Here is a 12,137-nt window from a genome sequence, read left to right as displayed (position 1 = left end):
GGGTTAGCACTGAAAAACCGGCACGACGCTCCTTGCTCTCCCACGGGCTTGGTGTCCCTAGGGCTGATCGAGCTGCCGGGCCGGGCTGAATTAACCATCAACCAACTCATTCATGTCCAGCAAAACGAAACATACAAGGGCTAGGGTGAGGGCCTCTCTGAGAGGGCTAGGGTGAGGGAGTCTATTGCAAATCTATAAACCTCACCTCCGGCCTGCCGCTTGCACCCGCCAGCCGCTCGGCCAGCGGCGGCAACAGATCTTTCAAGGTATCCATCAACTTCCACGGCGCATTCACAATCACCAAGCAGCTGCCGTTTAAGCGGTTCTCCACATCATCCGGCAGCGTCATGAATTCCACGGCCTGTGCTCCCATGCCCAAACCCCGCACCCCTTCATGAAGCCGCGACACGATCTTGCGCGACTTGAACGGATACCACGCCATATAAATACCGTTACGCCAGTGTTTTGCCCCATACCTGAGCACAGCGAGCACGTTATCAAAATCATCCGCTGCCTCATAAGGCGGATCAATCAGCACCAACCCCCGATTTTCCTTCGGCGGCACAAAGCCCTTTAACGCCTTCCAGGCGTCAACACACAACACAGCGACACCCTGCATCTCCGCCATATTATTTTTAAGATACCGGCACTCTTGCTCATTAAGCTCCATCAACACCGCTCTGTCCTGCGGACGTAAAAACTCCGCGATAACAAACGGCGAACCCGGATAATGTTTGAGCCCACCTCGCTGATTTAATTTTTCGACGACGGCAAAATAATCCGTGAAGGCCGGCCACTTCCCCCGCTCCGGCCAAATCAATGCTATGCCCTGCTCAAACTCTCCCGGCGCCTTTAACGCATAGAGACCACCCCCCGCATGCGTGTCAATCACACAGAACGGTGTCTCTTTTTGCCGGAGCGCACGCAGCACCAAGGTCAGCACTATGTGCTTAAACACGTCGGCAATGTTGCCGGCGTGGAAACTATGGCGGTAGTTCAATAATTCGATCTCAGCAGGGAAAACATAGTGTCGGCAAATCGTATCTCACTGGCCGTCGCAGGGATCCGGCGGCCAAAAATCCCGTTGCACGTCATGCCGGGGAAGGTACAGACCCTGTGGGGAAGGAGGAGGAACCGAGGCAAGCGCTCGCAACCAAGGGCAAGCCTACCGGCGCTTCGATCAAAGTAACCGCGGCAAGCTCTATGCGTCAGTGATGCCAACGGATACAGCAGTCCGTATACAGCTAGAAGTCCAACTCTTTTTCGAGATCCGCCTGGCCCTTTTTGAATTTCGTTTGATCGTCCGCGTTTTTTTCTACAATCGCGTCTTTTACCTTCTCACTCGACTTCTCCGCCGCGCGCATGGTTTCCTCCATCTTGGCTTCTACCTGGGCTGCCTTCGGCGAACCGGCGAATTGATAATAACCAATGGCCACCGCACCCATCAGCCCTGCGTCGCCCCGTTTCATGATGGTGTCGCCGCGTTGCTCGGCGCGAACTTTAGCCGGCTTGTCCCCCTCCGGGAGGAACTGCATCCAGTCCGCAGCGCGCTGCAGCTTCTCCAGTGACTTGCTCGCAGAAGTCCCCAGCGTTCCCGCATCCGCAGTCAGGCCCTTGGCGTCCTGCTCTTCCAGAGACATCAGCTTCGCGGCACTGGTCTTGGCAAGCGTTTCCAACTCTTGCCGATAGCTCGCAGACGCCTTGTGCCCACCCGAGCGTCTGCCCGACAAGCTATCCACATTCCAGGCTGACTTGAATAATTCCATGTCTTCCGGCTTGGCGTGTACGGCCTTGAGCATCACCCGATCCGCCTCGGCGAAATTCCCGCTGGCCTCGAACCAGGCAAAGGCCGAGGTCTTGCCATCGGCGCGTGGCGGTTCTTTGGTATACAGCACCCCATCGGCCTCAGCCTTGGCGGCGAGTTCCCGGCCGAGCTTCGGCAGGCTCGCGCGCGACTTCGCCACGAGGCCGTCCGAAGCACATTCGACTCCGATCGCGCCTTGATAGGCCAGAAAGATCTGCGCCTGGTCGCCGGATTTTTCGGCCCGGGCCACGTCGGCCTCACGGGCGGCGATTTGCGCCTGCCCGGTCGAATCGCCGCAGATGTCATCCGCGACAACGGCTGCGGAAAAACCCACCCACAACAGCGCCAAGGCGCCATGACTATGCAATCGCTTCATAAGTCCCCTTTACTGCGCCTGTTCCATCATTTCTTTCATAATCTTATCGGGATCCATGCCGGCGCCGCCCGCCTTGTCCCCGCCCATGTCTTTCGGCATCTCATCCGTATTCGGCTTTCCAGCCGGCTGTCCTCGCCCCATCATGGCGCCCATGTCGTTCTTGGTGTAACCCGCGGGAATTTCGAACAGCTTAGGGTCTTGCATTTCGATCTTCAGATTACTCAATTCGATTGCGACGCGATCCTTTCTGTTGCCTTCCTTGTACAACAGATCCATCTTCATCGTAATACCATCCTTGGTGGTCCAGAAAAAACCTCCGAACTTCTTGCCGTCTTTCGCCGTGGCGATGACCTTATATTTGGTGGTCTTGACGCCGTTAATCTCTTCCTCCCCCACCGCGGTCTGCTGCATGTCCATGTCATGCGGATCGTTCGAGCCCTGTTGATCCATGGACATTTCCATGTACATATTGCCCATCAGTTGCCATACCACTTTCTTGTCGGGGCGGATAATCGTGACCACACCTTCCTCGCCGCCCATCTCCTGGCGCTGTTTTCCGTGTGAATGGTAGACGCGCGACTTCATCGCCATTCCTTCCGACTCCATCACACTATCGGCCGAATAGTCCACCTGGGGTTCCTGCATCTTGGCGGCCCAACCAGCGCCGGGCGCTAACAAGGCCCAGACCATCACCAAACCCGTATAACGTAACAACTTCATGGCATGCTCTCCCGTAATGACATTCGAATCGTGACTGTAAATCAGGCTACTTGGGTTATCGGGCTGAGTCAACAAGACAAAACGTTTCGGTCGCTGGTCATTCGATGAAAATCGGTTTGAGGGGTAGGAGCACGGCGTACTTCGGTGCAAAGTCTATGAGACGAGGGTGTGTACCGCGGACTGGGCGGCGCGCCGGATTACCCATTGTTTGACGTTTACGTTAAACGTTATACCATAAAAACATGATCAAGAGCTTCTGTTGCGCCGATACGAAGGCTCTGTTTGAAACGGGCAACTGCAAGCGGTTTTCAGGAATTGCGAACGTAGCGGTACGCAAGCTGGCTCAACTCGATGCGGCGTAAACGCTGGAATTTTTACGCTCGCCACCGGGCAATCGATTAGAGGCCTTGAAAGGCGTCCGCGCCGGGCAGTACAGCATCCGCGTGAACGATCAGTTCCGTGTGTGCTTCCGTTGGACGGAAGCTGGTCCGGAAGACGTCGAGATTGTGGACTATCACTGACGGAGACTACTATGTTCAAGAATGGCATGCGGCCGGTACATCCCGGCGAAATCCTGCGGGAGGATTATCTGATCCCGCTGGGTATGAGCGCCAACGCGCTGTCAAAAGCCCTGAACGTACCCGCGCCGCGCATCAACGACATTGTGCGCGAGCGGCGCGGCGTCACGGCGGACACCGCCATGCGGCTGGCGCGCTACTTTGGCGGCGATGCGCGCTCGTGGCTGAATTTGCAGGCGGCATACGACTTGCGGATAGCTGAAATCGAAAACGCCAAGCGCATCAAGCGGGAGATCACCCCCGCCGCGGCTTGACTGAGATTCCGTTCTGGCAACCCCGAACGAGTACGCCCATCGCGCGCGCCTATGACATCCGCTATGCCGACAACCTCCCCAAAACCCGCTCCGGGGTGAATTCTACTTCTAAGTGCACCACGTGAGCGTGAGCAAGAACGTCTGCAAACACGGCATAAAAAGGTGTAGGATTTATCCCAACGCGTTAAAAAGGAAAATATCATGTTCTTGAAGCACAAAAAAATCGGCGATATGGTGGAGATTCTTAACGTGGATGCCCTGTTCGACCCCTGTAAATCATCCGTGTCGGGGCGCTTTCACGCAGGCGAGGAAATGCCGGAGCCTGAGTTATTTGACAAGAATGAGCTGGTCTTTCCTTCCGATGAAAAACTGCCGCGCTGTTGGACAGACCCGCATTACCGCAGCGCAACCAGATAAGCGGGAAATTAATCAACAATCATGGAGCCAGACCATGAGGCCTCCCCGTCACAGAGACAAGCGGCAGCAAGAGGCTATGGTCTAGCTAAGATGCACATCATTCTCCCTATAACAATTCGCCCTACCGTCGTAAAGTGTATCCCGAAGTGCGCGGCGATTACTTATTGTATCGTGGTGGGCCCGTGCCAGAATCGGCCATTGACATCCACCGAGAGCGTAACTACAATGTGATTACACCTATTAATTCGAGCAAGAGACTTTAGCCGTGAAAATCAACATCGTGCGTATCGGAAATTCTAAAGGCATACGTCTACCCAAATCCGTCTTGGAGCAGTGCCGCCTCAAGGATTCGGTGGAGATCGAGGTCGAAGACAATGTCCTCATCATCCGCCCCGTTCATGCGCCGCGTAGCGGTTGGTCCGAGGCATTCTCCGGGATGGCTCAGCGCAAAGACGACAAGCTCCTTGACGAAGACACCACTCTAGCCACCGAGTGGGATCGAAGCGAATGGCGCTGGTAGTCTCCCGTTTCGACGTTTACCTCGTCAGCCTCGACCCCACCCAAGGCCACGAAATTCGCAAGACCCGTCCGTGCGTCATCATCTCACCCGATGAAATGAACCTCCGCATCGGCACCGTTATCGTCGCCCCCATGACCACCAAAGGCCGCGACTACCCCACTCGCATTCCGCTTACCTTCAAGCGCAAGAAAGGCCAGATCGTGCTCGACCAACTCCGTACCGTAGACAAAACCCGCCTCGTCAAACGCATGGGCAAACTCGATACGAGCACAGCCGCGAAGACATTGACGGTGTTGCAGGAGATGTTTGCGGAGTAAAAAAAGACAGTTCAGTCAGGTCATTATGTCAAGAAAATAGACCTGACCCTGATTGCGTGACCCTGATTGCGACCCGTGACCCTGTTTGCACGCGCGATAGTTCACCTTTGCGGCCTTAATAGTATGGCTATCCAAATAGCTGTCTAACCAGATTTTCCTTCGGCATTTTTAAGTGCGAAGCAACATCAGCCAAGATGGCGGACAAGGTGCCCAAGCGTATCGGATCATGGTTTGGAATTGTAATGTGATGCTGGTTTGGGCTATCGCAGGTCAACCGAATATGGCTGCCGGTCTGGCGCGTAGTCCGGTAACCAAGTTTCTGGAGGGATTTGGCCAGCGATTCCCCGCTTACGGTGCGGGGCACCCTCATAAGGCGATCACTTCTTCCCTTACGAAGTGCAGCCGGATTATCTTTGGCGCCCGGTTCTGCTCAAAATGGCATTGCACAGCATCACGCACATGAACATGAAGACTTTCCAGGTCGTCCGCCTCGGTAAAAATGGATTCGCCCAGCGCGCGCGCCTGATAACCACCTTCTGGCGCCTCGTCCACGAGAAAGATAATTTCGTTCACTGTATTTAACCTCCTCACTGGTCCGCATTTGCACTTGCAAACAATTATACCCTACGAACCAGCATCATGCCGTAGCCGAAGCTTATAGCGCATTATTCCCTTCCCCTAACAACTCGCCCAACCGTCGTAAAGTGTATCCCGAAGTGCGCGGAGAGTTGTTGGTAAGAATAAGCTCCTGTTGCATAAGCTGCAATGATGGCCGCATTTCTGTCTTGCGCGTGACGTTCGATTTCCGCTAAGGTGGGTGAGGGCGGACGACGCTGCGCACGGGGAATTTGCACATCGTCTTTGCCTGCTTGGAGATGGGCTTGCACACGTTGCACAAACTGTTCATCACCCAGATATACTTGCCCCTTGAGATTAGCCCAAGGTGAAGCGGCCTTGATGCCCTCTGCTACAAATTGCACATACCGCTCCCGTGCCAGACTACGCCGTTTGGCAAACTGCGCCAGCAAGCCATCAACGGCAAGCCAGGGGGCGGCGGGCTCCAAGCCCACGCTGGCCCGATAGCTGCTCCACCGCCAAGCGCCCGGTTTCTTGACCATCCCGGCGCGAATCGGATTGAGCACCACATAACGCGACAATTCCAGCAAATAGGCATCGCTGTCTACCAGAATGGCTTTGAAGCGCCCTTGAAACAAATGCCCCACGCGCCGGTGGCGGCGATTGCTGGCCTGGGTGTATACCCCATTGAGCTGACGCATACCCTTGGATAAATTGCCGTCCGGTGTTTGAATCAGCAGGTGGTAGTGGTTATCCATCAGGCACCAGGCATGGCAAATCCAGTTGAACCGGCTAATGACCTGCCCCAGCGTCGCCAGAAACAGTTCCCGATCTTGGTCGTCCTCAAAAATATCTTCCTGCCTATCCCCGCGCGCAGTAACGTGATAGAGCGCATCGGGAAATTCTAGACGGAGAGGGCGTGACATGATGAGATAACTATACAGGGGTTGTGCTATTAATCTAGACCTGACCCTATTTGTTTTGGGGCGCCGAAGAGGATGTCGAACAGCGCACACAGAATCTGGGCTCGAATGTGGCTATAGGCGGGAATCGCCCAATAGGACAGGATACCTTTGTCAATGCGGTGGGTGGGTTTGTGGGTGGTGCTGGATTTGGTGGAGCCGCTGGCGTGATGGCCCCCACCCAGAAAGTCCTTCCAGCCGCACCTACCATACCATTTCCCGCCAGCGCGACATCTGTCGTTCCCGATCTTAACGCTCATACAGACACCGCCCTCCTCGACCAGATCAATACTGCGCACGCCGCTACCGAAACAACCACCCTACAGGCAATAGAATCCGCTCAAACCGTAGACGAAGCCATTGCCGCCACACAGGCGTATGTCAATCTGCCTGCCGTGCCAGCAACGATTACTGTGCCCGGACAAAATAAAGCCGAAGTTGCCCCCGCTTTCCCTGCGCAAGCCGCTCCAGAGGTCATAGGCGCAATCCCGCCAGAGCCAACCGCCTTACCAGCCCAAAATGAGATCGTGCAGCCAGCGCAGGCTCAGGCGGGAAATCAGCCCATAAACGCCCTACAGCAGGCTATCATTGATAGCGGCCTATCCAAAACAAGTCCTTCCGGGGCCGTGCAGGCCACTACCCATAGCATGGCTATGGGGGAGCCAAAAGGTACGGGAACCGATGTTTCGCGTACCTTGACAGATGAAGCAACTCCCGTTCCAGACATAACCCGCCTAAACGGCCAGACCTTTTCCACTGAAAAAGCAGCCACCTTCTTTGCCAGAGCCAAGAAGTTAGAGGGTGTAGCGCCAGTTGAGGTCTCTCCTGGGCAATTCGTGCTGCGGCCTTTAGAGCCTGCGATAGGACAGCTCAATGCTGTACAGCCCACAATAACACCCCCTGTTGTGCCAATAACCCCTCAAATCCAGCAAAATCAGGCTCAACAGTCTCTTGTACAGCCCGTATTACCTGTCCCAACAGCTATCCCACAGGTTCAGCCTATTAAGACCCGGACTATCCCTATGAAATCGGGTGGGGTGGGAAAGTCCCCCAGTGACGTTATCAGCGAGGCCCTGGATAAGCACCAAACCCGCGACAAGTTTATGAGTTATTTGCGCGGCAGGCTCGGAAGGAAGGTCTTTTCAGAACAGCAGAAAGAGATCGAGCGGCGTTGGGGTGATCGCACGCAGCCGGTGATAAATCAGAGTAAAGCGGCTTTAAACAAGGAGCCTTGGCAAATGACAGCCAGGGAATGGGATCAGGCCCGCGAAGCTACTCGGCCCAATATCGTACAAAGCGATTTCACCAAGCATTCCGCATCTCAGGCTTCCTCTAAGATAAACGGATTGGAGAAGCTGTTATATGGCGTCAGCGACGAGGCAAGCCAGAAACTAGCGGCAGCAGCAAAAGGGGATGTTACGTTAACCCCTGGTGAGGTTGACAAGTTACTGGCTCGTGTTGATACCCCTGTCCGTCACCGGGATGTGGTGGAGAAAGCGCTGCGCGAAGGGAAACCTGTCCCAAAAGAGGCTCTGACTAATTATCCAGACCTAAAGCTGTCGCAAGAAACAAAAGCTGAGCAGCCTGTCCTACCCAAAGAAGGTGAGAACATACCCGTTTCTGGTATACCGGAAGCGTCAAAAGTCGCACAAAAAGAGAATTCCGGCGCTCGGAATGTAGCCACGAAGGCTACGGCCGAAGCTATGCAGGCCGCGCCTGACGCCTCTAAAGAAGTCACCGCCATAAGCGTAGCCGTTGAGAAGATGGCCAATGCCGTGGGCAAGCTGGCGGACAAGGTGGATGCCATCGGTCAGCCTGCTAAGGTTGACAATAATCAGGCTAATGTTGACAAAGCTACAGAGTCAACCCGAGCCGCGCACACCCGCAAACTTGCCGAAAGGGTAGGCGCCCCGCAAGCGTTCGCCGATGATCTGGCCCTGGCGACAAACAGCCGGCGCGTGGAGAAGGCGCTGGAGACCCCAGGCTCAAAATTACAGGACATCCGTACCGGCAAGACCGTCGAAGTCCTGGAGCCCGCGGAACCTTTTGGTGAAGGGTTGGATCGTAGTTGGTCTGTCTTGGTGCGTAATGCCGATGGCAATAAGGAATACATCCCCACCAATAGGCTATGGATTCCGAGCGAGACCAAGGAAACCGGCCAAGGAACGGCGATGTTCAGCCGTCAATCACCAGAGACAGTGTACGACCCTGAGTGGCAACAACAGTTGAATGCTGCGCTTGATCTTTACGAGCGTGGCGAGATGACGCGACGCGACATGATCCCGCTGGGGATTACTCCACCAGTGCTGCGGATGCTTGGGCTTGAGCGCCTGCCGTTACGGATGGCGCAGGATATTGTTCCAAAAGCAACCGAAGACAAGCATGCGATTTCGATGGAACATCTGCGCATGATGGTGGAAGCCATTGCTGATCCGATAGCAGTATTTGACTCTGACTCACCGACAGCCCCTAAAGGGTCGCTGGTTGTGCTGACCAACATGAAGGATGTGGAAGGATCGCCAATTATAGTTGCGGTTCATCGCAACCAGAAAGATGGCACATTAGACATCAATAAGGTTGGCAGTGTGTACGGGAAGAGTCGCCAGCATGTCGTTGGAAGGTGGTTCAGGACCGCGCTTCGGTACGAGGACACACAAAGAAGCCCCGAGTGGCGCACATGGGCCGGAGTCCAATCCCCCGGGCATAGCAACCAACTGCGAGGCTTGCGAACAAGAGTACGCGCCCGCCACGATCTTGTCAACTTCATCGGGAAAGTGGGCTTTTCCAGGGCCACCGAAGATCGGCCCAGCGCCGGGCTTTCTATTTCTGACGCCACCGCCCGCCAAGCCGTCATTTCAGCCTTCGGCGAGAAGGCAACAGCCGTTCTAGAGCGCGAAGGCCTACTCAACTTCGTGAACTCGCCACAGGACTTTCCGTCTGAGATTCATCCGTTCATGCGCGGCAATGAAGAAGCTGTTTACTGGGAGGGCCGGTCATGGATCGTAAAGTCCGCATCGCCCCCAGATATAGTCACGCGCGTCCTGCACGAGATTGGGGAGCATCACGGTTTAAAGGGCATGTTAGGCGAAGTGTCTTACACCCAACTGCAACGGCGCATTACCTTTATGAACAAGGCGGGCAATGCCACTGTGCGCGATGCATGGAATAAAGTAATAAAGGCCGAGCCAGACATGAAGGAGGGTTCTGAATGGTTCATCGCCGAGGTCATTGCCCGTGTCGGACAGGATCAGCGTGTGCAGACCCAAACGTGGTGGCGGCAGCTGATGGATGCAATTAAGACGTTCATTATCAAGCACTACACCCTTCCTGCCGGGAAGATCACTGAAGACCATATCCAGACGCTCCTTCGCGCCTCTGTGATGGCGGCGGCGAGAAAGCAGGGGAAGCCGTCGTTTATGTCTGGTGAAGAAGTAGCAGCAAGCCGCACCACAAATAGCATGTTTAGCCGCACGCCAGATGAAGTACAGGCCGCTGGATCTCCACCTGAGGAAACTAAAGCCCAGGCGGCACAACGCAGAATCCAGGACAACTTCAACCGCTTTAAAGTGCTGCAAAACTGGCTCAAGGGAAATGGGATTGCGCTATCGGAGGGCGCCGACGTGTATCTCGCGGAAACAAGCTCACGCAGCAAGATTGCTGTGCGCCTTCAGGATTTCCGCGAGCAGCAGATGCAGCCACTCATCAAAAAGACGCAAAAGGCCAGCCTGAGCATGGGGCAGATCGGCGACTATCTCTTGGCACAACATGCGCTAGAAGCCAACAGACAGATCAGGAAAATACACCAAGATGAAGACGCTACCGCGTTTGGGATGACAGATGAAGAAGCAAGCAACAAGATGTCTGAGCTTGAGAAGCTACCAAACTTCGACCAACTAAAATCCATTGCAAACGAATGGCGGTCTGTCACCGAGCAAACGAAGAAGATCAAGTTGGACGGTGGATTTATATCTCAGGAGATGGTTGATGCCTGGGATGCTACTTATGAGAATTACATACCGGTTAAGGGGACGGAAGAACAAAAGGGCTCAGGCGCCGGGAAAGGCTTGAGTGTATACGCCAGAGAAAAGCGCCGCATGGGGCATTCAGCGCGCGACGAGGCCATTATCGAAAACATCTGGCGCGACCACGAAAGGGCTATCTCAATGGACGAGAGAAACCGCGTCGGTAAATCACTGATAATGTTTCTGCTGGAGGCCAATAACCCTGAAATTGGTACTGTCGGGAAGCCCGTAAAGCGGCAGGTGCTGAAGCCAGGGCAGAGCAGCTATATGGTGACGTATCACGGTTCTGATGTTGCCACGTTTGACAACCTGAGTGACGCCCGGCGCCACATTGCAGAAGAGGCCCTTAGATACGGCAGAAACAAGGCCGATTTCGACGTTGTGAAAACGACCGACCCTGTGAGGGTGATGTTGCAGGCGTCCGGGATGGCGGCTGATAATGAGGTGAATGTCTATGTCGGCGGCCAAGCGGTCAAAGTACAGATCAATGATGAAATAGCCGCCAGAGAATACAAGGCGATGGGTGTTGAACATCTCGGGGCGATCCTCTCCGCTGGTAGAGAGATTAATACATGGCTGTCCAAGGTTTACACCGGTTACAGCCCGGACTTTATCTTCACCAATCCCATCCGCGACGCGATTCAGGGGGCTATAACCCTGACGGGCGCCCACGGCGCAAAGATGGCGGCCAAGATATTTTCTGTTTATCCGAGAGCCGTTAAAGAACTTGCCCAGCACATCAGAAAACACGGTTCGTCCGAGCTTGTTTCGGACTTCCGTGCGCACGGTGGATTTATCGGAGCTGCATATCTTCCAGATCTGGAGCGCATCGGTAAAAACATTGAATCCTCATACAATGAATATGCGGGTGCGGTGGATACGTTCAACCGCGCCTACGAGAAGGCCATCAAGGACGGCAGAAGCAAGGCGACGGCTATCTCTTTGGCATCGCTGAAATCCGGCATCGCCGGGTTCAGGAAAATCCCTGTTATCGGCCACATATTGAAGTTTATTGAGCGCATCAACTCTATCACGGAGAACGCCCTGCGCGTGGCCACATACACCGCCCTGGTAGTTTCAATCCGCGCCCGCTCAATTGAGCGGGCGATACCTCGCGGGAGCCGTTACCGGCGTGCTCGCGTACAGGTTTCAATCCGCGCCCGCTCAATTGAGCGGGCGATACCATATCAGGACCCGACCAAGCCTCTCAGTAACAGCGGTTTCAATCCGCGCCCGCTCAATTGAGCGGGCGATACCGGGCTATGAACATTTTTAATTGGGAATTTCTTGATGTTTCAATCCGCGCCCGCTCAATTGAGCGGGCGATACCGAGAGCGTCATCTGCCCAACGTTGGTTTGAGCGAGTTTCAATCCGCGCCCGCTCAATTGAGCGGGCGATACCGCGCTGCTAGCGGTGTACGGGCGGGTGACGGCTACGTTTCAATCCGCGCCCGCTCAATTGAGCGGGCGATACCGCCTCGGCTGCCACAGTCCTGGATACTACAGCTTGTTTCAATCCGCGCCCGCTCAATTGAGCGGGCGATACCATCTGCCGTTACCAACTGTTGCGGCAAACCAATCGTTTCAATCC

12 protein-coding genes, 2 pseudogenes and 1 CRISPR repeat array are annotated in these 12,137 nt (G+C 55.0%); of the genes and pseudogenes, 6 read left to right on the top strand and 8 right to left on the bottom strand.

What is annotated here, in order from left to right:
• Positions 1-181: 181 nt before the first annotated feature.
• The 3 genes from HY028_07250 to HY028_07240 form a co-directional block, all read right to left on the bottom strand.
• Positions 182-1,000, bottom strand: coding sequence for a 23S rRNA (adenine(2030)-N(6))-methyltransferase RlmJ (locus HY028_07250; GenBank protein ID MBI3344632.1), 819 nt, complete (start codon positions 998-1,000; stop codon positions 182-184).
• A 244-nt stretch (positions 1,001-1,244) separates the two neighbouring features.
• Entirely contained in the window at positions 1,245-2,180 is a 936-nt protein-coding gene (locus HY028_07245; protein ID MBI3344631.1) for a hypothetical protein, read from the bottom strand.
• Positions 2,181-2,189: 9 nt separating this feature from the next.
• The gene (locus HY028_07240) at positions 2,190-2,900 is read right to left on the bottom strand and encodes a hypothetical protein (GenBank protein MBI3344630.1); all 711 of its coding nucleotides are present in this window, start codon (positions 2,898-2,900) and stop codon (positions 2,190-2,192) included.
• A 242-nt stretch (positions 2,901-3,142) separates the two neighbouring features.
• Between HY028_07240 and HY028_07235 the strand changes: the two are divergent.
• The 5 genes and pseudogenes from HY028_07235 to HY028_07215 all read left to right on the top strand — a co-directional run bounded on the left by HY028_07235 (position 3,143) and on the right by HY028_07215 (position 4,986).
• Positions 3,143-3,421: pseudogene (locus tag HY028_07235) on the top strand (type II toxin-antitoxin system RelE/ParE family toxin).
• 11 nt (positions 3,422-3,432) lie between these two features.
• On the top strand, positions 3,433-3,732 hold the full coding sequence (locus HY028_07230; GenBank protein ID MBI3344629.1) for a HigA family addiction module antidote protein: 300 nt from the start codon (positions 3,433-3,435) through the stop codon (positions 3,730-3,732).
• A gap of 201 nt (positions 3,733-3,933) precedes the next feature.
• Complete coding sequence (locus HY028_07225; GenBank protein MBI3344628.1) at positions 3,934-4,149, top strand: acetyltransferase; 216 nt, start codon at positions 3,934-3,936, stop codon at positions 4,147-4,149.
• A 265-nt stretch (positions 4,150-4,414) separates the two neighbouring features.
• Positions 4,415-4,669, top strand: a complete 255-nt coding sequence (locus tag HY028_07220) for an AbrB/MazE/SpoVT family DNA-binding domain-containing protein (GenBank protein MBI3344627.1) — start codon at positions 4,415-4,417, stop codon at positions 4,667-4,669.
• Positions 4,663-4,986: a type II toxin-antitoxin system PemK/MazF family toxin gene (locus tag HY028_07215; GenBank protein MBI3344626.1), complete on the top strand. Its 324-nt coding sequence runs from the start codon at positions 4,663-4,665 to the stop codon at positions 4,984-4,986. Before HY028_07220 ends, HY028_07215 begins: the two co-directional genes overlap by 7 nt.
• Before the next feature lie 127 nt (positions 4,987-5,113).
• Here the strand turns inward: HY028_07215 and HY028_07210 are convergent, their stop codons facing one another.
• From HY028_07210 to HY028_07200, 3 genes are all read right to left on the bottom strand, one after another.
• Positions 5,114-5,356, bottom strand: coding sequence for a type II toxin-antitoxin system HicA family toxin (locus HY028_07210; GenBank protein MBI3344625.1), 243 nt, complete (start codon positions 5,354-5,356; stop codon positions 5,114-5,116).
• Positions 5,353-5,559 carry a 2-oxoisovalerate dehydrogenase gene (locus tag HY028_07205; GenBank protein ID MBI3344624.1) on the bottom strand — a complete coding sequence of 69 codons (207 nt, stop codon included), beginning with the start codon at positions 5,557-5,559 and terminating at the stop codon, positions 5,353-5,355. The genes HY028_07210 and HY028_07205 overlap by 4 nt, the downstream gene beginning before the upstream one ends.
• 92 nt (positions 5,560-5,651) lie before the next feature.
• Positions 5,652-6,488, bottom strand: a complete 837-nt coding sequence (locus HY028_07200) for a transposase (GenBank protein MBI3344623.1) — start codon at positions 6,486-6,488, stop codon at positions 5,652-5,654.
• A 206-nt stretch (positions 6,489-6,694) separates the two neighbouring features.
• Here HY028_07200 and HY028_07195 point away from each other — a divergent pair.
• A pseudogene (locus HY028_07195) lies at positions 6,695-9,190 on the top strand (hypothetical protein).
• A 414-nt stretch (positions 9,191-9,604) separates the two neighbouring features.
• On the opposite strand, the gene HY028_07190 reads toward HY028_07195, so the two are convergent.
• Both HY028_07190 and HY028_07185 read right to left on the bottom strand, forming a co-directional pair.
• On the bottom strand, positions 9,605-10,099 hold the full coding sequence (locus HY028_07190) for a hypothetical protein (GenBank protein MBI3344622.1): 495 nt from the start codon (positions 10,097-10,099) through the stop codon (positions 9,605-9,607).
• A 615-nt stretch (positions 10,100-10,714) separates the two neighbouring features.
• On the bottom strand, positions 10,715-11,332 hold the full coding sequence (locus HY028_07185) for a hypothetical protein (protein ID MBI3344621.1): 618 nt from the start codon (positions 11,330-11,332) through the stop codon (positions 10,715-10,717).
• A gap of 288 nt (positions 11,333-11,620) precedes the next feature.
• Positions 11,621-12,093: direct repeats of the CRISPR family, unit length 38 nt; unit sequence GTTTCAATCCGCGCCCGCTCAATTGAGCGGGCGATACC.
• Between the last annotated feature and the right edge of the window lie 44 nt (positions 12,094-12,137).

Source organism: Gammaproteobacteria bacterium, assembly GCA_016195665.1.
Classification (GTDB): Bacteria; Pseudomonadota; Gammaproteobacteria; order SURF-13; family SURF-13; genus JACPZD01.
Note: the sequence above shows the minus strand (reverse complement) of the source record. Positions and strands in the feature narration are given on the sequence as shown.

Excerpts from the sequence above, each read along its gene's own strand:
- HY028_07245 (MBI3344631.1), bottom strand. The coding sequence starts at position 2,180 with ATGAAGCGATTGCATAGTCATGGCGCCTTGGCGCTGTTGTGGGTGGGT.
- HY028_07200 (MBI3344623.1), bottom strand. The coding sequence starts at position 6,488 with ATGTCACGCCCTCTCCGTCTAGAATTTCCCGATGCGCTCTATCACGTT.
- HY028_07225 (MBI3344628.1), top strand. The coding sequence starts at position 3,934 with ATGTTCTTGAAGCACAAAAAAATCGGCGATATGGTGGAGATTCTTAAC.
- HY028_07210 (MBI3344625.1), bottom strand. The coding sequence starts at position 5,356 with ATGAGGGTGCCCCGCACCGTAAGCGGGGAATCGCTGGCCAAATCCCTC.
- HY028_07230 (MBI3344629.1), top strand. The coding sequence starts at position 3,433 with ATGTTCAAGAATGGCATGCGGCCGGTACATCCCGGCGAAATCCTGCGG.
- HY028_07240 (MBI3344630.1), bottom strand. The coding sequence starts at position 2,900 with ATGAAGTTGTTACGTTATACGGGTTTGGTGATGGTCTGGGCCTTGTTA.